This is a genomic window from Mesorhizobium sp. P2_F5, from assembly GCF_056403715.1.
The window spans coordinates 1-22,499 of the sequence record NZ_JBFUEY010000042.1 but is presented as its reverse complement, the minus strand read 5'-3'; the positions used below and the strand labels follow the sequence as shown (position 1 = coordinate 22,499).

The following is a 22,499-nucleotide window of genomic DNA, read 5'->3' as shown; positions in this document are numbered from 1 at the left end:
AGGATAGCGCCGTCCATCTGCGCGGCACCGGTGATCATGTTCTTCACATAGTCGGCGTGGCCGGGGCAGTCGACGTGGGCGTAGTGGCGGGCAGCCGTCTCGTATTCGACGTGAGCCGTCGAAATGGTGATGCCGCGGGCCTTCTCTTCCGGCGCCGCATCGATCTGGTCATAGCGCTTGTATTCGCCAAAATACTTCGTGATCGCCGCCGTCAGCGACGTCTTGCCATGGTCAACGTGACCAATCGTGCCGATGTTCACATGAGGCTTAGTGCGCTCGAATTTACCTTTTGCCACTGTGGTTCTCCGTCTTACTCGTCCCACTCGGGGAAATTGATATTCGCTCTATCCGTCCCGGAAACGCGCAAGAACTGCGGCTCCGGTGGCACAGGCATTCTTACGCGTACTTTTTCTGGACTTCCTGGGCCACCGCCGTAGGGACCGGCTCGTAGTGATCGAACTGCATCGTGTAGGCCGCGCGGCCCTGGCTCATCGAGCGCAGGTTGTCGACGTACTTGAACATGTTGGCCAGCGGCACCATCGCGTTGATGACGACAGCCACGCCACGCGCTTCCTGGCCCTGGATCTGGCCGCGACGGCCGTTCAGATCGCCAATGACGCTGCCGACATAGTCTTCCGGCGTCACGACTTCGACCTTCATGATCGGTTCGAGCAGCTGCACGCCAAGCTTGGGTGCGGCTTCACGGAAGCAGGCGCGGCCGGCGATTTCGAACGCCAGAACGCTGGAGTCCACATCGTGGTAAGCGCCGTCGATGAGCGTCGCCTTGACGCCGATCATCGGGAAGCCCGCGAACGGACCCGACGACATGACGCTGTTGATGCCCTTTTCGACGCCGGGGATGTATTCCTTCGGAACCGCACCGCCGACGATCTTGGTCTCGAACTCGAACTCGGAGCTTTCCGGGTTCGGTTCGAACAGGATCTTGACGCGAGCGAACTGACCGGTACCGCCGGTCTGCTTCTTGTGCGTGTAATCCTGCTCGTGCTTGCGGGTGATCGTCTCGCGATAAGCCACCTGCGGCGCGCCGACATTGGCTTCGACCTTGAACTCGCGACGCATGCGGTCGACGATGATGTCGAGGTGAAGCTCGCCCATGCCCGAAATGATGGTTTGGCCGCTTTCCTCATCGGTCTTGACGCGGAAGGACGGATCCTCGGCGGCCAGGCGGTGAAGGGCGAGGCCCATCTTTTCCTGGTCGTTCTTGGTCTTCGGCTCGATCGCGATCTGGATGACCGGATCGGGGAATTCCATGCGCTCAAGGATAACCGGGTGCAGCGGATCGCTGAGCGTATCGCCGGTGGTGGTATCCTTGAGGCCAGCCAGAGCAACGATGTCGCCGGCAAACGCCTCTTCGACGTCGGCGCGCGAATTCGCATGCATCTGCAGCATGCGGCCGATGCGCTCTTTCTTACCCTTGACGGTGTTGTCGACGGAGATGCCCTTTGTGAGCTTGCCCGAATAGATGCGGGCAAAGGTCAACGAACCGACGAACGGGTCGTTCATGATCTTGAACGCCAGCATCGACAGCGGCTCGTTGTCATCGGCATGACGCTCGATGTCGGCGTCGGTCTTGGCGTCGACACCCTTGATGGCGGGAACATCGGCCGGCGACGGCAGGTATTCGACAACGGCGTCGAGCAGCGGCTGCACGCCCTTATTCTTGAAGGCCGAGCCACAGAACATCGGGTAGAATTTGACCGCGATCGTGCCCTTGCGGATCAGCGCGCGAATCTCGTCATTCGACGGCATCTTGCCTTCGAGGTAATTTTCGAGTGCCGTCTCGTCCATTTCGACGGCGGCTTCGATCATCTTCTCGCGGTATTCTTCGGCACGAGCCTGGAGATCAGCCGGGATCTCGACAACGTCCCAGGCAGCGCCCAGCGTCTCATCGCGCCAGACCAGCGCGTTCATTTCGACGAGATCGACAACACCCTTGAATTCAGTCTCAGCGCCGATCGGCAGCTGCATGACAACGGCATGCGCGCCAAGACGCGAACCGATCATTTCGACCGAGCGGTAGAAGTCGGCGCCGATCTTGTCCATCTTGTTGCAGAAGATCATGCGCGGAACTTTATACTTGTCGGCCTGGCGCCAAACAGTCTCGGTCTGCGGCTCGACACCGGCATTGGCATCGAGCAGCGCAATGGCGCCGTCGAGCACGCGCAGCGAACGCTCGACTTCGATGGTGAAGTCGACGTGTCCGGGGGTGTCGATGATGTTGAAGCGGTACATCTTGCCGCTGCGACCCTTCCAGAAGGTCGTGGTCGCGGCGGACGTGATGGTGATGCCGCGCTCCTGCTCCTGCTCCATCCAATCCATGGTGGCAGCGCCATCGTGGACTTCGCCGATCTTGTGCGACTTGCCCGTGTAATAGAGGACGCGCTCGGTGGTCGTCGTCTTGCCGGCGTCAATATGCGCCATGATACCGAAATTGCGGTAGTCTTCGATTTTATATTCGCGGGCCATCTTGGATGCCTTCTCAGTCTCGTTCGCGCTTTACCAGCGGTAGTGTGCGAAAGCGCGGTTGGCTTCAGCCATCTTGTGGGTGTCTTCACGCTTCTTCACGGCCGTGCCGCGGTTGTTGGCCGCATCCATCAGCTCGCCGGAGAGGCGGTCGACCATCGTGGTCTCGTTGCGGTTGCGAGCCGCTGCAATCAGCCAGCGGATCGCCAGAGCCTGACGGCGCTCGGGGCGCACATCGACCGGAACCTGGTAGGTGGCGCCGCCGACGCGACGCGACCGGACTTCCACATGCGGCGCGACATTGTCGAGCGCCTGATGGAAGACGGTGACCGGCTCCTGCTTGGTCTTCGACTGAACCTGGTCGAGCGCGCCGTAGACGATGGTCTCGGCAACCGACTTCTTGCCGTCATACATGACGGCGTTCATGAACTTGGTAACGATCAGATCGCCGAACTTCGGATCCGGGTTGATCTCACGCTTTTCTGCACTGTGACGACGGGACATGGCTTTTGTCTCTCAATCTCTCATAGCCCGGCGCTGTCAAAAAAAGCGCCAAAGCCGGAAAACCTTACTTCGGACGCTTTGCACCGTATTTCGAACGGCGCTGCTTGCGGTTCTTGACGCCCTGGGTGTCGAGCACGCCGCGGATGATGTGGTAGCGCACGCCCGGAAGATCCTTGACGCGGCCGCCGCGGATCATGACCACGGAGTGTTCCTGAAGGTTGTGACCTTCGCCGGGGATGTAGCCAATCACTTCAAAGCCGTTGGTCAGGCGGATCTTGGCCACCTTGCGCAGTGCCGAGTTCGGCTTCTTCGGCGTCGTCGTATAGACGCGCGTGCAGACGCCCCGCTTCTGCGGGTTCTGCTGCATGGCCGGGACCTTGTTGCGCTTCACCGGCGCAATGCGCGGCTTGCGGATCAGCTGGTTGACGGTAGGCATTAAACCCTCTTGTCTCTCAATTCCGTGTCTCGCCCGGTCAGGGCCGCTCAAAGCGTCAATTCCATACGCAAATTCGGGCCATAAACCGCGCCTCGCGGTCCTGCCCGAACAAAATGCAGAGGAAGCGGAAACCGCTTCATGCGCGCCGGAAATGTCTTTTCGCTCGTAAAACGAACCCTGTTTGAGGCAAACTCCAAAGCGTGTCGCTTCGGAAGGGAGAGCCTCACATCGGTTCTGACTGGGCGGCTTCTACTCGCAAGACCGTGAACCGTCAACCCCGGCACGCCAAATATTGCGCGCTAACCAAGGCTTGGCAGCCATGCGAAAAGCGCATGTAATTTTCTTTCTTAAGTTTGCAAGGGAGAGGAAGAAAGTGACCGGCTTGCTGCTGTCCTGCACCGGCGCTTCGTGGCAAAAGGCGCCATGGACAGCCCAAAACCCCTCTCCCGCCCGAGTCTCAAGAGGAATCAGCCCGTGAACGACAACGAGGAACGCCCGGTCACCATCATCACCGGCCGCGTCTGGAAACGGAAAGGCGGTAAGCCGGAAGGCGTCCATGTGATGCTGGTCGCGCCCGACGACGATTCGGCCGTGCGCCGGGTGCTCGAATCGCTCGCTGCCGAAGGTTATGCCGAGGTCGAGCTCGACCAGATCGGCGACATGGACGGCGAACCCGACGAGGAGCCGCATCTGTCGGCCTTCCAGGGCGCGCTCGAAGGCGAAGTGTCGATCGTCACGTTCGACGTGCCGCTCTAAGCGGCGGAATCGGCAAACAAGGGGATCGGCGGGCCATGGCCAAATCAGCAGCGGCAAAACCTGCATCGCGCGCCTGGGCCGACCGGGCGGTTGCCGCCATCGAAGCCGACCAGCACCGTTCGGCCGATACCCATCTGTGGAAGCTCAACCTGCCGGCGCTTGCCGGCATCGACTTCTACCTCAAGGACGAATCGACACATCCGACCGGCAGCCTGAAGCACCGGCTGGCGCGATCGCTTTTCCTCTATGCGCTGTGCAACGGCCTTGTCCGCGAAGGGTCGCCGGTGGTCGAAGCCTCATCAGGCTCGACCGCCGTGTCGGAAGCCTATTTCGCCCGCATGATCGGCGTGCCGTTTTACGCGGTGATGCCACGCTCGACCTCGCCCGAAAAGATCGCCGCCATCGAGCATTATGGCGGCAACTGCCACTTCATCGACGATGGCCGGCGCATCTATGCCGAGTCGGCCGAACTGGCGACGAGGCTCGGCGGCCATTTCATGGACCAGTTCACCCATGCCGAGCGCGCCACCGACTGGCGCGGCAACAACAACATCGCCGAATCCATTTTTGGGCAGATGCGCGAGGAGCCGCACCCGATTCCCGCCTGGATCGTGATGAGCGCCGGCACCGGCGGCACCACCGCAACGGTCGGCCGCTACCTGCGCTACAAACAGCATGCAACGCGGCTCTCGGTCGCCGACGTCGAACGCTCGGCCTTCTTCGATGGCTTCTCCACTCACGATGCCAATTGCCGCTGCGAGCAGCCGTCGCGCATCGAAGGCATCGGCCGGCCGCGCGTCGAACCGTCCTTCGTGCCGGGCGTCATCGACCACATGCTGCGTGTCCCCGACGCGGTATCGCTTGCCGCGATGCGGGTCCTGTCGCGTCATCTTGGCCGGCGCGTCGGCGGCTCGACCGGCACCAATTTCATCGCCATGTGCTTCCATGCCGCGCGCATGATCGCGGCCGATGAGGCCGGATCGTTGGTAACGCTGATCTGCGATTCCGGCGAGCGCTACGCCAACACCTATTATTCCGACGAATGGCTGAAGGCGAACGGCCTCAACCCCTCGCCCTTCGAGCCGGCGATCGAGGCGTTTCTGGCGGGCGGAGAGTGGACACTCACCTTCCAGGAAAGCTGGGGCTGAGGCGCCTTGCCAACCGCTTGCCCGTGATCGGCGTTCTGCTAAGAACCAGGCGCCCTACGAATCCTTGGAGTCCCCATGTCTGTGAATCCCATCAAGCTCGGCATCGTCGGCGTGGGCAAGATCGTGCGCGACCAGCATCTGCCGGCAGTGGCAAAGGATAAGGACTACCGCCTGATCGCTGCCGCCAGCCGGCATGGCAAGGTCGACGATATCCCGAACTTCCCGACCATCGAGGCGATGCTCGACGCGGTGCCTGACCTAGAGGCCGTGTCGCTGTGCATGCCGCCGCAGTTCCGTTACGACGCTGCGCGCACCGCGCTGATCGCGAAAAAGCATGTCTTCCTGGAAAAGCCGCCAGGCGCCACGGTCAGCGAGGTCGAGGAGCTGAAGCGGTTGGCGGCAGCCAACGGCGTCTCGCTGTTCGCCAGCTGGCATTCGCGCTACGCGCCGGCGGTGGAAGCCGCGCGCGCCTTCCTGGCGTCGGCCAAGGTCAACTCTGCTGCCATCGTCTGGAAGGAAGATGTCCGCCGCTGGCACCCGAACCAGGACTGGATCTGGGCGCCGGGCGGTTTCGGTGTCTTCGATCCCGGCATCAACGCGCTCTCGATCGTGACCCACATCCTGCCGGCGATGTTCATCACCTCGGCCGTCCTCGACTTTCCCGAAAACCGCGCCTCGCCGGTCGCCGCCCATGTCAATTTCCGCACCTCGGACGGGTTGCCGGTGACGATGGAACTGGACTGGCTGCAGACCGGCCCCCAGAGCTGGGACATCCTGGCCGACACCGACGAGGGCAAGATGGTGTTGTCCGGCGGCGGCACCAAGCTCGCCATCGACGGCAAGGTGGTTCACGACGAGCCGGAAGCCGAATATCCCCAGCTCTACCGGCGCTTCGCCGAGATCGTGCGCGCCGGCATCTCCGATGTCGACCTGGCGCCGCTGCAGCATGTCGCCGACGCCTTCATGCTCGGCAAGCGCAATGTGGTGGAAGCGTTCTTCGACTGAGCGGTGAAGCTCGGCCGGACCGCAGGCCGGCCGCTCGTCGCATAACTTCACTCGACGATCGCAATGGCAAACCCGTCATAGCCCTTGGCGCCGACGGTCTGGATGGCGGTGCCGTCCAGACGTTTGTCGCCGCCTATGAAGGAGAACGCGGCGCGTGCGCCTTCGACATTGGGGTCACGGCCATCGTCATCAAGCACCGCGCCTTCGCGGATCACGTTGTCGCAGATGACGACCGTACCTGGCCGTGACAGGCGCATAGCCCAGGTGAGATAGTTCGGGTTGTTTGGCTTGTCGGCGTCGATGAAGATCAGGTCGAACGGACCGGCATTTTCACTGCCAAGCGCTGCGAGCGACTGCAGAGCCGGCCCGACCAATAGCTCCACCTTGTCCGACACCCCTGCCCGCAAGAAATTCGAGCGCGCGACCTTGGCATGGTGCGGGTCGAGTTCGAGCGTCACGATCTTGCCGTCGGCCGGCAGCCCTCGCGCCATCCATATCGTCGAGTAGCCGCCAAGCGTGCCGACCTCCAGCACCCGCTTTGCGCCGCGGATGCGCACCAGAAGCGAAAGCAGCTTGCCTTGCGCGGCCGAAACGTCGATCGCCGGCAGGCCCTGGTCACGATTGGCCGTGAGCACCGCGTCAAGCACGGGATCCGCCTCGAAGAGAGAGGAAACGATGTAGTCGTCGACGTCAGTCCAAACCTTCTTGCTCATGTTTTCCGCGATCCAATTGGGAAGCCAAAACGCGAAAAGGGGCCACTTGGGCCCCTTTCCTTCTTCTCGTCCGACCGCGCTTACTGCGCGGCGTTGACCATGTCGGTCAGCATCGGATCGGCGATTTCGACACCGGAGGCCTTGCGGCGCTCGTCGATGATCAGTTCGTCGCGCGAGGTGGCGATGCGCCGGATCTGGCTCATCGTGCCGCCGGTACCGGCCGGGATCAGCCGGCCGACAATGACGTTTTCCTTCAGGCCCTGCAGCATGTCGGTCTTGCCGGCAACCGCGGCTTCCGTCAGCACCCTCGTCGTCTCCTGGAAGGAGGCGGCCGAGATGAAGGACGGCGTCTGCAGCGAGGCCTTGGTGATGCCGAGCAGCACCGGCTGGCCTTCGGCCGGCTTCTTGCCGTCCTCGACCAGGCGCTCGTTGACCTCTTCCAGTTCGATCACGTCGACGTGGTCGCCCGGAATGTAGGTCGAGTCGCCCTGCACCGTGATCTCGACCTTCTGCAGCATCTGGCGAACGATCACCTCGATGTGCTTGTCGTTGATCGACACGCCCTGCAGACGGTAGACTTCCTGGATTTCGTTCACGAGGTAGGAAGCAAGTGCTTCCACGCCCTTGATCGCCAGGATGTCGTGCGGCGCCGGATTGCCGTCGAGGATGTAGTCGCCCTTCTCGATGACGTCGCCGTCCTGGAGATGGAACGGCTTGCCCTTCGGGATCAGGTATTCGACCGGCTCAAGCGTCGAGTCATGCGGCTCGATGATGATGCGGCGCTTGTTCTTGTAGTCGCGGCCGAAGCGGATCGTGCCATCGATCTCGGCGATGATGGCGTGATCCTTCGGACGACGTGCCTCGAACAGCTCGGCAACACGGGGCAGACCGCCGGTGATGTCCTTGGTCTTGGCGCTTTCCATCGGGATACGCGCCAAAACGTCGCCGGGACGAACCTGCGAACCCGGCTCGACCGAGAGAATGGCCTCGACCGAGAGCAGGAAGCGGGCGTCGCCGCCCTTCGACAGCTTGCCGACCTTGCCCTTGGCGTCCTGGATGGCGATCGCCGGCTTGAGGTCGTTGCCGCGTGGCGTCGAACGCCAGTCGATGACCTCACGCTTGGTGATGCCGGTCGATTCGTCGGCCGTTTCCTGAACGGAAATGCCGTCGACCAGATCCTCGTACGCCACCCTGCCCTCGATTTCGGTGAGGACCGGACGGGTATAGGGATCCCATTCGGCGATACGCTGGCCGCGCTTCACCTTGTCGCCATCGTCCACGAAGATGCGCGAACCATAGGTGAGGCGGTGCGAGGCACGCTCCTTGCCGGCTTCGTCGAGGATCAGCACCGCCATGTTGCGGCCCATGACCATCTGCTGGCCGTCGGAGTTGCGCACCACGTTGCGGTTGCGGATCTCGACCTTGCCCTCATACGAGGCTTCAAGGAACGAACTATCCACCACCTGCGCCGTACCGCCCATGTGGAAGGTACGCATGGTGAGCTGGGTGCCCGGCTCGCCGATCGACTGCGCCGCGATGACGCCGACGGCTTCGCCCTGGTTGACCGGGGTGCCGCGGGCAAGATCGCGTCCGTAGCAGACCGCGCAGACGCCGACCCTGACTTCGCAGGTCAGTGCCGAACGGATGCGGACCGACTGCACGCCGGCCTTTTCGATCTGCTCCACGTCACGCTCGTCCATCAGCGTTCCGGCCTTGACCAGCAGGTCGCCGGTCACCGGATGGTTGATGTCGTCGAGCGCGGTACGGCCCAGCACGCGCTGGCCGACCGAAGCGACGACCTGACCGGCATCGACGATCGGCTGCATGGTGAGGCCCTTGTCGGTGCCGCAATCCACGGAGTTGACGATGCAGTCCTGCGCCACGTCGACCAGACGACGGGTGAGGTAACCCGAGTTCGCCGTCTTCAAGGCGGTGTCGGCCAGACCCTTGCGGGCGCCGTGGGTCGAGTTGAAATACTCGAGCACGGTCAGGCCTTCCTTGAAGTTCGAGATGATCGGCGTCTCGATGATTTCACCCGACGGCTTGGCCATCAGGCCGCGCATGCCGGCGAGCTGGCGCATCTGGGTGGGCGAACCGCGCGCACCCGAATGCGACATCATGTAGATCGAGTTCATCGGCTTCTGACGGCCATTGTCCTCGAACTCCACGGCCTTGATGCGGGCCATCATTTCGTCGGCGACCTTTTCCGAGCACTTGGCCCAGGCGTCGACGACCTTGTTGTACTTCTCGCCCTGCGTGATCAGACCGTCATTGTACTGCTGCTCGTATTCCTTGGCCAAAGCCTCGGTGTCGGAGACCAGCTTGATCTTGGCGTCCGGGATCAGCATGTCGTCCTTGCCGAACGAAATGCCGGCGCGGCAGGCATGGCCGAAGCCAAGCGCCATGATGCGGTCGCAGAAAATGACCGTCTCCTTCTGACCGCAATGGCGGTAGACGGTGTCGATCATCTTGGAGATGTTCTTCTTGGTCATCTCCTGGTTGGCGGTCTCGTAGGGCACGTTGACGTTCTTCGGCAGCAGCTCGCCGATGATCATGCGGCCAGGCGTTGTGTCGTAGATCTTCGACACGACCTTGCCTTCGGCGTCGACCGAGCGGAAGCGACCCCTGATCTTGGCGTGCAGGGTGACGGCCTTGGTCTCGAGCGCATGCTGGAGTTCGCCCATATCGGCAAACACCATGCCTTCGCCCGGCTCGTTCTGATTGACGATCGAGAGATAGTAGAGACCCAGAACCATGTCCTGCGACGGCACGATGATCGGCGCGCCGGAAGCCGGATGCAGGATGTTGTTGGTCGACATCATCAGCACGCGAGCTTCAAGCTGAGCCTCGAGCGACAGCGGCACGTGAACGGCCATCTGGTCGCCGTCGAAGTCGGCGTTGAAGGCCGTGCAGACCAGCGGATGCAGCTGGATCGCCTTGCCTTCGATCAGGATCGGCTCGAACGCCTGGATGCCGAGGCGGTGCAGCGTCGGCGCACGGTTCAACAGCACCGGATGCTCGCGGATGACCTCATCGAGGATATCCCAGACTTCCGGACGCTCCTTCTCGACCAGCTTCTTGGCCTGCTTGACGGTCGAGGAGAAGCCCTTGGCGTCGAGGCGGGCGTAGATGAAGGGCTTGAACAGTTCGAGCGCCATCTTCTTCGGCAGGCCGCACTGGTGCAGCTTGAGCTCCGGACCGGTGACGATGACCGAACGGCCCGAATAGTCGACGCGCTTGCCGAGCAGGTTCTGGCGGAACCGGCCCTGCTTGCCCTTCAACATATCGGACAGCGACTTCAGCGGGCGCTTGTTGGCGCCGGTGATGACGCGGCCGCGGCGGCCGTTGTCGAACAGAGCATCGACGGCTTCCTGCAGCATGCGCTTTTCATTGCGCACGATGATGCCCGGCGCCCGCAGCTCGATCAGCCGCTTCAGGCGGTTGTTGCGGTTGATGACGCGGCGATAGAGGTCGTTCAGGTCGGACGTCGCGAAACGGCCGCCGTCCAGCGGGACAAGCGGGCGCAGGTCCGGCGGGATCACCGGAACCACCTTCATGATCATCCATTCCGGACGGTTGCCGGATTCCATGAAGTTCTCGACGACCTTGAGCCGCTTCAGATACTTCTTCTGCTTCAGCTCGGACGTGGTCGAAGCCAGTTCCGAACGCAGGTCGCCAGCGATCTTCTCCAGGTCCATGCCGGCCAGGAGGTCATGAATGGCCTCGGCGCCGATCATGGCGGTGAACGAATCCTCGCCATACTCGTCGACGGCGATCATGTACTCTTCCTCGCTGAGCAGCTGGTGCTCCTTCAGCGCGGTGAGGCCAGGCTCGGTGACGATGTAGTTCTCGAAGTAAAGGACGCGCTCGATGTCCTTCAGGGTCATGTCGAGCAGCGTGCCGATGCGCGACGGCAGCGACTTCAGGAACCAGATGTGAGCGACAGGTGCTGCCAGCTCGATATGGCCCATGCGCTCGCGGCGAACGCGCGACAGCGTGACTTCGACGCCGCACTTTTCGCAGATGACGCCCTTGTACTTCATGCGCTTGTACTTGCCGCACAGGCATTCGTAGTCCTTGATCGGGCCAAAAATGCGCGCGCAGAACAGACCGTCACGCTCCGGCTTGAAGGTGCGGTAGTTGATGGTCTCCGGCTTCTTAATCTCGCCGAACGACCAGGACAGAATCTTCTCAGGGCTGGCGAGCGATATCCGGATGGAATCGAACACCTGCGCCGGCGCCTGCGGATTGAAGAGATTCATGACCTCTTGGTTCATGCCGTTCTCCTTTTCGGGGTCCTCGAAAACCCCTTGCATCTAACGCGGGCCAAATGCCCGCTGAGTGGTCGGCCCACCGGCCGTAGAATTTGGTGCATCCGGCCGCGGGCTCCCGCGACCGGATGTCTTGTTCTTACTCGGCCGCGTCGGGCAGCCGGACAGGGTTGTCGTCAAGCTTGGTGTTCTCCAGCTCGACATTGAGGCCAAGGGACCGCATTTCCTTGACGAGCACGTTGAAGCTCTCCGGAATGCCTGCCTCGAACGTGTCGTCGCCGCGTACGATCGCCTCGTAGACCTTGGTGCGGCCGGCGACGTCGTCCGACTTCACCGTCAGCATTTCCTGCAGCGTGTAGGCGGCGCCGTAGGCTTCCAGAGCCCACACTTCCATTTCGCCAAAGCGCTGGCCGCCGAACTGCGCCTTGCCGCCCAGCGGCTGCTGGGTAACGAGCGAGTACGGACCGATCGAACGCGCGTGGATCTTGTCGTCCACCAGGTGGTGAAGCTTGAGCATATAGATATAGCCCATCGTCACCTTGCGATCGAACGGCTCGCCGGTGCGTCCGTCATAGAGCTGCGACTGGCCGCTGGTGTGCAGGCCCGCCTGCTCCAGCATGATGTTGATGTCGACCTCATGCGCGCCGTCGAACACCGGTGTCGCGATGGAGACGCCGCGGCGCATCTGCTCGCTGAGGCGAACGATGCTCTCGTCGTCATACTCGCGGACCGGCTCGTTGCGGTCGTTGGCCGGGATGAAGCTCTCGAGCGTCTTGCGCAGCGGCTTGATGTCTCCAGCCGTCTTGTACGCGTCGATCAGCTCGCCGATCTTCTTGCCCATGCCCGCACATGCCCAGCCCAGATGCGTTTCCAGGATCTGGCCGACATTCATGCGGCTCGGCACACCCAGCGGGTTGAGCACGATATCGGCATGCGTGCCGTCCTCGAGGAAAGGCATGTCCTCGACCGGAACGATGCGCGACACGACACCCTTGTTGCCGTGACGGCCGGCCATCTTGTCGCCCGGCTGCATCTTGCGCTTCACGGCCACGAAGACCTTGACCATCTTCATGACGCCCGGAGGCATTTCGTCGCCGCGCTGGACCTTCTCGACCTTGTCCATGAAGCGCTGCTCGAGCGCCTTCTTGGAGTCGTCGTACTGGCCACGCAGGGCTTCCAGTTCGCTCTGGAGCTTTTCGTTCTCCACCGCGAACTGCCACCACTGCGAACGCGGATACTCGTCCAGCGTGTCCTTCGAGAGCTTCGAGCCCTTCTTGAAGCCCTTCGGTCCGGCAATCGCTTCCTTGCCGACGAGAACGTCGGAAAGACGCGAATAGACGTTACGGTCGAGGATCGCCTGCTCGTCATCGCGGTCCTTGGCGAGGCGTTCGATCTCCTCGCGTTCGATCGCCATGGCGCGCTCGTCCTTCTCGACGCCGTGGCGGTTGAAGACGCGCACTTCGACGACGGTGCCGAAGGTGCCCGGAGGCATGCGCATCGAGGTGTCGCGAACGTCCGACGCCTTTTCACCGAAGATGGCGCGCAGGAGCTTTTCTTCCGGCGTCATCGGGCTTTCGCCCTTCGGCGTGATCTTGCCGACCAGGATGTCGCCCGGCTGCACTTCCGCGCCGATATAGACGATGCCGGCTTCGTCGAGGTTCTTCAGCGCTTCTTCCGAAACGTTCGGAATGTCGCGCGTGATTTCCTCCGGTCCAAGCTTGGTGTCGCGGGCCATGACTTCGAACTCCTCGATGTGGATCGAGGTGAAGACGTCGTCGGCCACGATACGCTCGGAGAGCAGGATCGAGTCCTCGTAGTTGTAGCCGTTCCACGGCATGAACGCCACCAGCACGTTGCGGCCGAGCGCCAGATCGCCGAGCTCGGTCGACGGACCGTCGGCAATGATGTCGCCCTTGTTGACGCGGTCGCCCATACGCACCAGCGGACGCTGGTTGATGCAGGTGTTCTGGTTCGAACGCTGGAACTTCATCAGCCGGTAGATGTCGACGCCGGACTTGCCCGGGTCGAGATCTTCCGTTGCGCGGATGACGATACGCGTCGCGTCCACCTGGTCGACGATGCCGCCGCGGCGGGCGCCGATGGCGGCGCCCGAGTCACGGGCAACAATCGGCTCCATGCCGGTGCCGACAAACGGCGCTTCGGCGCGCACCAGCGGCACGGCCTGACGCTGCATGTTGGAACCCATCAGCGCGCGGTTGGCGTCGTCGTTCTCGAGGAACGGGATCAGCGCCGCGGCCACGGACACCATCTGCTTGGGCGACACGTCCATCAGATCGACGTTTTCGCGCGGCGCCATCATCACTTCGCCGGCGCTGCGGCAAATGACGAATTCGTCGACGAAACCACCATTCTTGTCGAGCTCGGCATTGGCCTGCGCAACGTGGTGCTTGGACTCTTCCATAGCGGAGAGATAGACGACCTCATTGGTCAGCTTGCCATTGACGATCTTGCGGTACGGGCTTTCGATAAAGCCGTACTTGTTGACGCGCGCGAAAGTCGCCAGCGAGTTGATCAGACCGATATTCGGGCCTTCCGGCGTCTCGATCGGGCAGATGCGGCCGTAATGCGTCGGGTGCACGTCGCGCACCTCGAAGCCGGCGCGCTCGCGGGTCAGGCCGCCCGGTCCAAGTGCCGACAGGCGGCGCTTGTGGGTGATCTCCGACAGCGGGTTGGTCTGGTCCATGAACTGCGACAGCTGCGAGGAACCGAAGAACTCGCGCACGGCGGCAGCCGCCGGCTTGGCGTTGATCAGGTCCTGCGGCATCACCGTGTCGATCTCGATCGAGGACATACGTTCCTTGATCGCGCGCTCCATGCGCAGCAGGCCGACGCGGTACTGGTTCTCCATCAGCTCGCCGACGGAACGCACGCGGCGGTTGCCGAGATTGTCGATGTCGTCGATCTCGCCCTTGCCGTCGCGCAGTTCGACCAGCGTCTTGACCACGGCCAGGATGTCGTCCTTGCGCAGAACGCGCACGGTATCCTCGGCCTTGAGCTCGAGGCGCATGTTCATCTTGACGCGGCCGACAGCCGACAGGTCATAGCGCTCGCTGTCGAAGAACAGCGAGTTGAACATGGCTTCGGCGGTTTCCAGCGTCGGCGGCTCGCCCGGGCGCATGACACGATAGATGTCGAACAACGCGTCCTGACGGCTCTCGTTCTTGTCGACGTTGAGCGTATTGCGGATGTAGGCGCCGACATTGACGTGGTCGATGTCGAGAACCTTGATCTCATTTTCGCCCGTGCCGAGCAGCACTTTCAGCGTCTTTTCGTCGATCTCGTCGCCGGCTTCGAGGAAAATCTCGCCGGTGCCGTAGTTGACGATGTCTTCGGCCAGGTAGTTGCCGAGCAGATCCTCGTCGGTCGCCTTGATCGCCTTGAGACCCTTTTCGCCAAGCGCCCTTGCCTGGCGGGCGGTGATCTTCTTGCCCTGCTCGACGACGACCTCGCCCGTATCGGCATCGACCAGGTCACCGACAGCCTTGAGGCCGCGGAAACGCTCGACGTTGAACGGAATGCGCCAGTGGTCGCCGGCGCGCTTGTAGGTGATCTTGTTGTAGAAGGTCGACAGAATCTCTTCGCCGTCCATGCCAAGCGCCATCAACAGCGACGTCGCCGGAATCTTGCGGCGGCGGTCGATGCGGGCGTGCACGACGTCCTTGGAATCGAACTCGATGTCGAGCCACGAACCGCGATAGGGGATGACGCGCGCGGCAAACAGAAGCTTGCCCGACGAGTGCGACTTGCCTTTGTCGTGATCGAAGAAGACGCCCGGCGAACGGTGCATCTGCGAGACGATGACGCGCTCGGTGCCGTTGACGATGAAGGTGCCGTTCAGGGTCATGAGCGGCATATCGCCCATGTAGACGTCCTGCTCCTTGATGTCCTTGATCGACTTGGCGCCGGTATCCTCGTCAATATCGAACACGATCAGGCGCAGCGTCACCTTCAGCGGCGCGGCATAAGTCAGGTCGCGCTGACGGCATTCGTCAACGTCGAATTTCGGTCCTTCGAACTCGTACTTCACGAACTCCAGCATCGAGGAGCCGGAGAAATCGGAGATCGGGAAGACCGACTTGAAAACAGCCTGCAGCCCTTCGTCCGGACGGCCGCCCTTGGGCTCGTCCACCATCAGGAACTGGTCATAGGATGCCTTTTGAACCTCGATCAGGTTCGGCATCTCCGCAACTTCCGGGATCTTTCCGAAGAACTTGCGTACGCGTCTGCGGCCATTGAAAGTCTGGGTCTGGGCCATCGTCGCTCCTTAGCTATAAACTCGGGGCGAGCCTCGCCGCGGCTCACCTTGCGTGCGCGGCCACCTCGGTGGCGGCCCCTGATCTGTTTCCCGCCGCCTGGCGGCGACGGCTAAAACGGGAGAAAACCCGTTTCCTGAAGGCCGGTTTCGGCCCTCAGGAAAGAGGTTCTCGTACATCTCGCGCTACGCATCCTCCCTTCGATGAAGGGAGTGGCGGGCGGCGCGAGGCCGCCCGCCGCTTTTACGCTTACTTCAGGTCGACCTTGGCGCCGGCTGCTTCCAGCTGGGCCTTGAACTTCTCAGCGTCAGCCTTGGAAACGGCTTCCTTGACCGGCTTCGGAGCTGCTTCGACCAGATCCTTGGCTTCCTTGAGGCCCAGGCCGGTGATGGCGCGGACTTCCTTGATGACGTTGATCTTCTGAGCGCCTGCCTCGGTGAGGACGACGTCGAATTCCGTCTTTTCCTCAGCCGGAGCAGCAGCAGCGGCAGCGCCGCCGGCAGCGGCAACCGCAACCGGAGCAGCAGCCGAAACGCCCCACTTTTCTTCCAGAAGCTTCGACAGCTCGGCCGCCTCGAGGACGGTCAGCTTCGAAAGGTCGTCTACGATCTTTGCCAGATCAGCCATTGTTGTATTCCTTCATAAGGTTCGAACGTGTGTTTGTGATAGCGAGGAACGGCCTCATGCCGCCTCGTCCTTCCGGGCGTAAGCGCCGATGACGCGCGCGACCGAAGCCGCTGGCGCATTGACGATCTGGGCGATCCGGGTTGCCGGCGTGGCGATCATGCCAACCAGCCTGGCGCGCAGCTCATCGAGCGACGGAAGTGTGGCGAGTGCCTTCACACCGTCGGCGTTGAGCGAGGTGGTGCCCATTGCGCCGCCGAGAATGACAAGCTTGTCATTTCCCTTGGCGAAATCGGACGCGACCTTCGGCGCCGCAATCGGATCCTCCGAATAAGCGATCAGCGTCTGTCCCTTGAACAGGTCGATGATCGATGCGGAGTCCGTGCCCTGAAGAGCGATTTTGGCGAGACGGTTCTTCGCGACTTTGACGGTGCCACCGGCAGCGCGCATTTTCGACCGAAGGTCGTTCATTTGCGCGACGGTGATACCGGCGTAGTGGGCCACGACGACTGAACCAGCGCCTGCAAAAGCACCATTCAGGCCCGTGACGAGTTCGCGTTTTTCCGCTCTGTCCACTGCCTATCTCCAGTTGACCCCTGCCCCACTAATAGGACAGGCGTCGGGTTGCCTTTTTGCCGGCCGGGCCATCCAGTAACGGATCTCCCGAACGACGCTCGAGGATCCTGCCCCCTTTCGCCACATCGACGGCAAGCCGGCGATGCGCAGACAAAAGGCAAACACGGTTCGAACCTTTCATTGGAGCTTGTCGCTCCGTTGTCCGGTTTTCACCCGTCTCATGCAGGCCCAATTCAATTAAGGCTTCTGGGCCGCCTGCAATCTCGGACAGGATGTCCGGAAGCCTCTCGACTTCCGGTACCGGGCCGCCGACAAGTCGGAGGCCCGGAATTCACTTGCGGATCAGCGCTTTAGAGGCCGATCCGAATTGTTCGTATCAGGACGCGGCGAGCGTCGAGACGTCGAGCTTGAGGCCCGGGCCCATCGTCGAGGTGACCGACACCTTCTTGACGTAGTTGCCCTTGGCGCCAGCCGGCTTCGCCTTGGTCACGGCGTCGGCGAAGGCGCGGACGTTTTCTTCCAGCGCCTTGACGTCGAACGAGACCTTGCCGACGCCGGCATGAACGATACCGGCCTTCTCGACGCGGAACTCGACAGCGCCGCCCTTCGATGCCTTGACGGCGGCAGCGACGTCCGTAGTCACAGTGCCGACCTTCGGGTTCGGCATCATGCCGCGCGGGCCGAGCACCTTACCCAGACGGCCGACCAGCGGCATCATGTCCGGCGTGGCGATGCAGCGATCGAAGTCGATCGTGCCCTTCTGGACGATGTCGACCAGATCCTCGGCACCGACGATGTCGGCGCCAGCGGCGCGAGCCTCATCGGCCTTGTCGCCACGTGCGAACACGGCGACACGGACCGAGCGGCCGGTGCCATTCGGCAAATTGACCACGCCGCGGACCATCTGGTCGGCATGACGGGGGTCGACGCCGAGGTTCATCGCAACTTCGATAGTCTCGTCGAACTTCACCGTCGAACGGTCCTTGAGCAACTTCAGCGCCTCACCAAGGGCATAAGCCTTGTTGGGGTCGATGCCGTCACGGGTCTTCGATACACGCTTTGCAATCTTTGCCATGATCTCAGCCCACCACTTCCAGACCCATCGAGCGGGCGGAGCCCTCGACCATGCGCATGGCCGCTTCGACGTCGTTTGCGTTCAGATCCTTCATCTTCTGCTCGGCGATGGCGCGCACCTTGTCGCGGCCGATCGTGCCGGCCTTGATCTTGCCCGGCTCCTTGGAACCCGAAGTCAAATTCGCCGCCTTCTTCAGGAAGTAGCTCACCGGCGGCGTCTTCATGACGAAGGTGAAGGACTTGTCCTGGTAGTAGGTGATGACGACCGGGATCGGCGATCCCTTTTCCATTTCCTGGGTCTGCGCGTTGAACGCCTTGCAGAACTCCATGATGTTGATGCCACGCTGACCAAGTGCCGGGCCGATCGGCGGAGACGGCGTAGCCGATCCCGCTTTGACCTGGAGCTTGAGCTGGCCTGCAATTTTCTTAGCCATCTCTTTCCTGCCTTTGTCTCATGCCGGCCCCATTATCGGGGAATGCCGGCGGTTGCAGTCTGGTGGTGCGGTTCGCGCGGCCGGCTAAAGCCACATTCGCCTCCCACCTGTTCCGGCCGCGCGTTTTCGCGCCGCCTCCCCTTGCCGGCGAACCGACGCGGGTTTTCGGATCAGCCCTTTTCGACCTGTCCGAATTCCAGATCGACGGGCACGGCGCGCCCAAAGATCGAAACTTCCACCTTGAGCCGCGCCCGCTCCTCGTCCACTTCCTGGACGAAACCGTTGAACGATGCGAACGGACCGTCCGAAACGCGGATCGCCTCGCCGATCTCGAAGGTGACCGAGGGCTTCGGCCGCTCGACGCCTTCCTGGACCTGGTTCAGGATCCGCTGCGCTTCGGCTTCCGTGATCGGCACCGGCTTGGAGTCACCGAGGAAACCGGTGACCTTCGGCGTGTTCTTGACCAGCGAGAACACCGCGTCGGTCAGATTGGCCTTCAACAGCACATAGCCCGGAAAGAACTTGCGCTCGGCATCGACCTTGCGGCCGCGGCGGATCTCGACGACCTTCTCGGTCGGCACCACGATCTGTTCGATATCGGCGGACAGGCCCTTCTGCTTGGCCTTGTTCTCAATGTCCTCGGCGACCTTTTTTTCAAAGTTCGAATAGGCGTGGACGATGTACCAGCGCGCGGTCATTTCAAGACTTCTCCGTAATCGCCGGACTTAATGGCCGAGGCTCAGTAACCGCTCGATCGCGTAGCCCATGGCCACGTCGGCGGTGAAGAAAAAGATCATCGCGATGACCGCGAACACGAGCACCATCACCGTCGAGATCATCGTCTCCCGGCGTGACGGCCAAGTCACCTTGGCGGTCTCCGCGCGGACCTGCTGGAGAAAGACGAAAGGATTTGTGGTTTTCGAAGCCATATGCCGCTCTGTCTTCAAGACCCGTTGGCCGGGTCTCCTGGATGATCCCGCTGGCCGGGACGTGCCGCCTGGGTTCAAGTCGGCGCCGAATCAGCGCCATTTCGCCCATGCAAATCGGACGCGTAAAGCCGGCTTCCCAGCTCCACGCGTCGCGTGTCTGTTGTGTCTACATAAAACCGATTCTTGATCCACGCAAGTGGCAAGTCTCCGCTTTATGACCAAACGCCGCCTCGGAACCATCCAGTCGTCCCGTCCCGGCTATGGGGGTCTTATGCCTCAGTTTCCCTAATATGGCAAGCCACCTGCCATTTTTCAATGCGGGGCACGGGACCGAGTTCGTTCGTGAATCGCCATTTGAGAAAATGGCACGGGCAGCAGGGCTCGAACCTACGACCTGCGGTTTTGGAGACCGCCGCTCTACCAACTGAGCTATGCCCGTACACGCGTTTCGGCGCAGGCGCTTCCTAAAAGCTTCCGGGCGCGCTGTAAAGAGTGGTCTGACGCGCTTTCATGTCCTTCGCTAGAAATCCGGACAGGCGATCGCCAGCCCTTCCCTGTCCATCGTGATTTTCCGCCTGCCCGAAGCCGCTTGCCGGCGCTCAATCCCCGGCCGGAGGCTTATACGGCCCGCCCGGTACACCCCAGCCCCAGGCCGGCATTGGCTCGGTCTGCGGGTCGCAGGTCTCGCCGAGGGTGGAGTTCATCTTGGCCAGCCGCGATCCCCATTCGACATAGCCCATGAAGGCTGAGCGGAATTCAGGATCGTCCGGCAGCCCGACCGCATCAGCGGCATCGGCAAGCAGGCTGATCCAGCGGCGACGCTGTTCTTCGCTCAGATGCTTGCCGAGATGGTGCATGACCATCTCGCGATGGCCGCCATGCCTTTCGCTATAGGTTTTCGGCCCGCCGAAAACCTCGCCGATAAAGGCCGCGACATGGGCGGGATGGTCAGGCGACATGTGCTTGAATACCGGGCCGACGACCGGATCTCGTGCCACCTTGTCGTAAAACGTCTCCGTCAGCCGCGTGAGCGCCTCGATGCCGCCGGCCCATTCGTAAAGCGTCGGGATATCCTGGCTCATGCTCGATCCTCATCCGTCAATTTGGCATGGACGATAGCTGAAACGACGAGCATGGCTCAACCTGCCTCGATGGCGAGTTCCCGAGCGCCTACAATTTGGCGGGCACCTCGGCCTGAGCGTTGGACGATGCTACCAGGCGGCAATTCTCAGGTTTCGGCGCCGACTTGCAGATGCTGGAACCCGTCAGCGCATCCGCCGACTGGCGCCCGGTCGTAAGTCCAACCTTCAGCATCATATCAGGTTCGAGCTGGCGCTCGACCGAACTGCCCTGAAGCGCAGTAAACAGAGCCGGGCTTATGGCCATCTCGTCGAGATAGGCTTTGACCGTCTGCTTTTGGCCCATCAGATAAAGGCTGAGCCGCGCCTGGGAGCCGACAAGCCGTCTGGCGCCGCCGGCCAGCATGAGCGCACAGGCCGAATCGCAGTCGCCGTCCCCGTCGACGCTCAGTCCGGCATAGGCGCCGTCCTTGGCCAGGCAATTCCACTCTGCCGGGTCGCAGCCGACGAAATCGGTGCGGGCAACGGCAACGTCGAGCTTCTTTTCATGGATGATCCGTCCCGCCGCCAGGGCGCTGGGGAGGTCACCGCCTCGCGAGCTGATCACCACGGGCAGCCGTCGGTTGCCAAGTGTGGCGAGCAATTGGCTGAGCTTCTGCGGCGTCTGAGGTGTAATAGCGCCTTGCGCCGCAATCCATTCCGGGCAGTCGGGGTTGCAGAGCGGGTTGCTGCCGCGAACCACGACAAAGCGCATGCCGTCATCGTGCTGTCCGTCCTCCGGCTTCACCGGCGCTGCCTTGGCCACGGCCGGAAGGCCGCCGGCTGGCTTGTTCGCCGGTATTTCGCGGCAATTCGGGGCCGGAAGGTCCAGCGTGCACAGGCTTGCGCTGGTCAGCAAATCCGCGGCGTCCACGCTGGTGACCAGCTTCATCGTCAGCATGTCGCTGAGGTCGATCTGTTGGATGTCGCTGGCCGGCGTGCTCTTCATCGTTTCGAGCACGCTGAGGTCGACACCCATCTCCTGGAAATAAGCGGCCAGCTTGCTCTCCACCCTCTTGCTCATTTCGTAGGTCTTGTAGCTGCCGGCATTCCTGCGGCTGACGACCTTCTTGCTGATGACCCGCTTCTTGCCTTTGACGATGCGATAGCGGACTTCATATTGCACGTTCATTTGCACGACCGTCGTCGTGATCTGGTGGACGCCGAGATAGGCCAGCGGCCCGACCAGGCGCCTGGTGCCGCCGGCCAGCATCATCGGGCAAGCGGACGCGCAATAGCTGCCGAGCACATAGGGGTTGCCGATATAGTGCGAGCCTTTGGCGTCGTTCTCCTTGCAGTTTTTCACCCCCGGCTCGCAGCCGACAAACCAGGTCCGGCCGACCGCGATGTCGAGCTTGTTCTTGCGTATCATGCGGCCCATGGCGATGGCCGCATCGACATCGCCGCCGGGAGAGTTGACGACGATCGGCAATTTGCGGCGGCCGAGCGTTTTCAGGGCAGCCTTGAGCAGTGCCGGCGATTTGGCCGATATCGCACCTTCGGCCGATATCCATTCCGGACAGGTCGGCTCGCAGCCCGGCGCGTTGCTGCGCACGACGACGAACCGCATCGGCGCATCCGGATCCGGCTCGGAATTTTTTGTCTGGCCGGCGAAGGCGGCACTGCCCATGGCAAGCAGCGACACCAGGCAGATCAGCCCCAGTGCCCGGCACGCCCAACCCTGAAAACGGTGCCGTGGAACCATCCGACCAAGCCCCTCAATTGCAATCTATACTAGTATAGGCCCAGAGACTTGCAACAGAGATTGAGACACCAAAACAGGGGCATCCGGCCATGAGCCAAAGAAAAAGGGCGGCCCGAGGGCCGCCCTTTCCTGTCGATCCGGCGGATACCGGACTCGATTATTCTTTAATGGTGACGACGATGCCGGCACCGACGGTGCGGCCGCCTTCACGGATGGCGAAGCGCAGCTTCTCTTCCATGGCGATCGGCACGATCAGCTCGACATCGACCGTGATGTTGTCGCCCGGCATCACCATCTCGGTGCCTTCCGGCAGCGACACGATGCCGGTCACGTCGGTCGTGCGGAAGTAGAACTGCGGACGGTAGTTGGTGAAGAACGGCGTGTGACGGCCACCTTCGTCCTTGGTCAGGATGTAGGCTTCAGCCACGAACTTCTTGTGCGGCTTCAC

General features: G+C 62.1%; 19 protein-coding genes and 1 tRNA gene. 3 read left to right on the top strand and 17 right to left on the bottom strand.

The window, feature by feature from the left end; translation table 11 throughout:
* From AC1DYO_RS31370 to rpsL, 4 genes are all read right to left on the bottom strand, one after another.
* A partial coding sequence (locus tag AC1DYO_RS31370) for a GTP-binding protein (RefSeq protein ID WP_477268437.1) occupies positions 1-296 on the bottom strand: 296 nt, incomplete at its 3' end.
* A gap of 100 nt (positions 297-396) precedes the next feature.
* Entirely contained in the window at positions 397-2,487 is a 2,091-nt protein-coding gene (fusA, locus tag AC1DYO_RS31365) for an elongation factor G (RefSeq protein WP_181062224.1), read from the bottom strand.
* A 30-nt stretch (positions 2,488-2,517) separates the two neighbouring features.
* Positions 2,518-2,988, bottom strand: coding sequence for a 30S ribosomal protein S7 (gene rpsG / locus AC1DYO_RS31360; RefSeq protein WP_008875664.1), 471 nt, complete (start codon positions 2,986-2,988; stop codon positions 2,518-2,520).
* A 64-nt stretch (positions 2,989-3,052) separates the two neighbouring features.
* A complete protein-coding gene (gene rpsL / locus AC1DYO_RS31355; protein WP_006333356.1) occupies positions 3,053-3,424 on the bottom strand; it encodes a 30S ribosomal protein S12 in 372 nt (123 codons plus the stop codon).
* A gap of 474 nt (positions 3,425-3,898) precedes the next feature.
* Here rpsL and AC1DYO_RS31350 point away from each other — a divergent pair, with 474 nt between their 5' ends.
* From AC1DYO_RS31350 to AC1DYO_RS31340, 3 genes are all read left to right on the top strand, one after another.
* Complete coding sequence (locus tag AC1DYO_RS31350) at positions 3,899-4,180, top strand: transcriptional regulator (protein ID WP_477268435.1); 282 nt, start codon at positions 3,899-3,901, stop codon at positions 4,178-4,180.
* A gap of 35 nt (positions 4,181-4,215) precedes the next feature.
* Positions 4,216-5,328, top strand: a complete 1,113-nt coding sequence (locus AC1DYO_RS31345; RefSeq protein WP_477268433.1) for a PLP-dependent cysteine synthase family protein — start codon at positions 4,216-4,218, stop codon at positions 5,326-5,328.
* Between the two features lie 75 nt (positions 5,329-5,403).
* Complete coding sequence (locus AC1DYO_RS31340) at positions 5,404-6,333, top strand: Gfo/Idh/MocA family protein (RefSeq protein WP_477268431.1); 930 nt, start codon at positions 5,404-5,406, stop codon at positions 6,331-6,333.
* Between the two features lie 47 nt (positions 6,334-6,380).
* Here the strand turns inward: AC1DYO_RS31340 and AC1DYO_RS31335 are convergent, their stop codons facing one another.
* From AC1DYO_RS31335 to AC1DYO_RS31275, 13 genes are all read right to left on the bottom strand, one after another.
* The gene (locus AC1DYO_RS31335) at positions 6,381-7,046 is read right to left on the bottom strand and encodes an O-methyltransferase (RefSeq protein WP_477268429.1); all 666 of its coding nucleotides are present in this window, start codon (positions 7,044-7,046) and stop codon (positions 6,381-6,383) included.
* 80 nt (positions 7,047-7,126) lie between these two features.
* Positions 7,127-11,323: a DNA-directed RNA polymerase subunit beta' gene (rpoC, locus tag AC1DYO_RS31330; protein WP_477268427.1), complete on the bottom strand. Its 4,197-nt coding sequence runs from the start codon at positions 11,321-11,323 to the stop codon at positions 7,127-7,129.
* 133 nt (positions 11,324-11,456) lie between these two features.
* On the bottom strand, positions 11,457-15,593 hold the full coding sequence (gene rpoB, locus AC1DYO_RS31325; RefSeq protein ID WP_181062230.1) for a DNA-directed RNA polymerase subunit beta: 4,137 nt from the start codon (positions 15,591-15,593) through the stop codon (positions 11,457-11,459).
* Between the two features lie 247 nt (positions 15,594-15,840).
* Entirely contained in the window at positions 15,841-16,218 is a 378-nt protein-coding gene (rplL, locus tag AC1DYO_RS31320) for a 50S ribosomal protein L7/L12 (protein WP_023667436.1), read from the bottom strand.
* Positions 16,219-16,272: 54 nt separating this feature from the next.
* Positions 16,273-16,791, bottom strand: coding sequence for a 50S ribosomal protein L10 (rplJ, locus tag AC1DYO_RS31315; protein WP_023667437.1), 519 nt, complete (start codon positions 16,789-16,791; stop codon positions 16,273-16,275).
* Positions 16,792-17,167: 376 nt separating this feature from the next.
* Positions 17,168-17,866, bottom strand: coding sequence for a 50S ribosomal protein L1 (gene rplA, locus AC1DYO_RS31310; protein ID WP_181062231.1), 699 nt, complete (start codon positions 17,864-17,866; stop codon positions 17,168-17,170).
* A gap of 4 nt (positions 17,867-17,870) precedes the next feature.
* Entirely contained in the window at positions 17,871-18,299 is a 429-nt protein-coding gene (rplK, locus tag AC1DYO_RS31305; protein WP_006333334.1) for a 50S ribosomal protein L11, read from the bottom strand.
* Positions 18,300-18,469: 170 nt separating this feature from the next.
* Positions 18,470-18,997: a transcription termination/antitermination protein NusG gene (nusG, locus tag AC1DYO_RS31300; RefSeq protein ID WP_006333333.1), complete on the bottom strand. Its 528-nt coding sequence runs from the start codon at positions 18,995-18,997 to the stop codon at positions 18,470-18,472.
* 27 nt (positions 18,998-19,024) lie between these two features.
* Positions 19,025-19,228, bottom strand: coding sequence for a preprotein translocase subunit SecE (gene secE / locus AC1DYO_RS31295; RefSeq protein WP_023667439.1), 204 nt, complete (start codon positions 19,226-19,228; stop codon positions 19,025-19,027).
* 363 nt (positions 19,229-19,591) lie between these two features.
* Positions 19,592-19,667 (bottom strand) — tRNA-Trp (locus AC1DYO_RS31290).
* Positions 19,668-19,827: 160 nt separating this feature from the next.
* On the bottom strand, positions 19,828-20,310 hold the full coding sequence (locus AC1DYO_RS31285; protein WP_477268425.1) for a group II truncated hemoglobin: 483 nt from the start codon (positions 20,308-20,310) through the stop codon (positions 19,828-19,830).
* A gap of 88 nt (positions 20,311-20,398) precedes the next feature.
* Entirely contained in the window at positions 20,399-22,051 is a 1,653-nt protein-coding gene (locus AC1DYO_RS31280) for a COG3904 family protein (RefSeq protein WP_477268423.1), read from the bottom strand.
* Between the two features lie 157 nt (positions 22,052-22,208).
* Positions 22,209-22,499: EF-Tu C-terminal domain-related protein (locus AC1DYO_RS31275; RefSeq protein ID WP_477267130.1), on the bottom strand; the 291-nt coding region annotated here is incomplete at its 5' end.

Excerpts from the sequence above, each read along its gene's own strand:
- nusG (WP_006333333.1), bottom strand. The coding sequence starts at position 18,997 with ATGACCGCGCGCTGGTACATCGTCCACGCCTATTCGAACTTTGAAAAA.
- rpoB (WP_181062230.1), bottom strand. The coding sequence starts at position 15,593 with ATGGCCCAGACCCAGACTTTCAATGGCCGCAGACGCGTACGCAAGTTC.
- AC1DYO_RS31335 (WP_477268429.1), bottom strand. The coding sequence starts at position 7,046 with ATGAGCAAGAAGGTTTGGACTGACGTCGACGACTACATCGTTTCCTCT.
- AC1DYO_RS31285 (WP_477268425.1), bottom strand. The coding sequence starts at position 20,310 with ATGAGCCAGGATATCCCGACGCTTTACGAATGGGCCGGCGGCATCGAG.
- AC1DYO_RS31345 (WP_477268433.1), top strand. The coding sequence starts at position 4,216 with ATGGCCAAATCAGCAGCGGCAAAACCTGCATCGCGCGCCTGGGCCGAC.
- secE (WP_023667439.1), bottom strand. The coding sequence starts at position 19,228 with ATGGCTTCGAAAACCACAAATCCTTTCGTCTTTCTCCAGCAGGTCCGC.
- AC1DYO_RS31280 (WP_477268423.1), bottom strand. The coding sequence starts at position 22,051 with ATGGTTCCACGGCACCGTTTTCAGGGTTGGGCGTGCCGGGCACTGGGG.
- rplL (WP_023667436.1), bottom strand. The coding sequence starts at position 16,218 with ATGGCTGATCTGGCAAAGATCGTAGACGACCTTTCGAAGCTGACCGTC.
- rpoC (WP_477268427.1), bottom strand. The coding sequence starts at position 11,323 with ATGAACCAAGAGGTCATGAATCTCTTCAATCCGCAGGCGCCGGCGCAG.
- rplA (WP_181062231.1), bottom strand. The coding sequence starts at position 17,866 with ATGGCAAAGATTGCAAAGCGTGTATCGAAGACCCGTGACGGCATCGAC.
- rpsL (WP_006333356.1), bottom strand. The coding sequence starts at position 3,424 with ATGCCTACCGTCAACCAGCTGATCCGCAAGCCGCGCATTGCGCCGGTG.
- rpsG (WP_008875664.1), bottom strand. The coding sequence starts at position 2,988 with ATGTCCCGTCGTCACAGTGCAGAAAAGCGTGAGATCAACCCGGATCCG.
- fusA (WP_181062224.1), bottom strand. The coding sequence starts at position 2,487 with ATGGCCCGCGAATATAAAATCGAAGACTACCGCAATTTCGGTATCATG.
- rplK (WP_006333334.1), bottom strand. The coding sequence starts at position 18,299 with ATGGCTAAGAAAATTGCAGGCCAGCTCAAGCTCCAGGTCAAAGCGGGA.
- AC1DYO_RS31340 (WP_477268431.1), top strand. The coding sequence starts at position 5,404 with ATGTCTGTGAATCCCATCAAGCTCGGCATCGTCGGCGTGGGCAAGATC.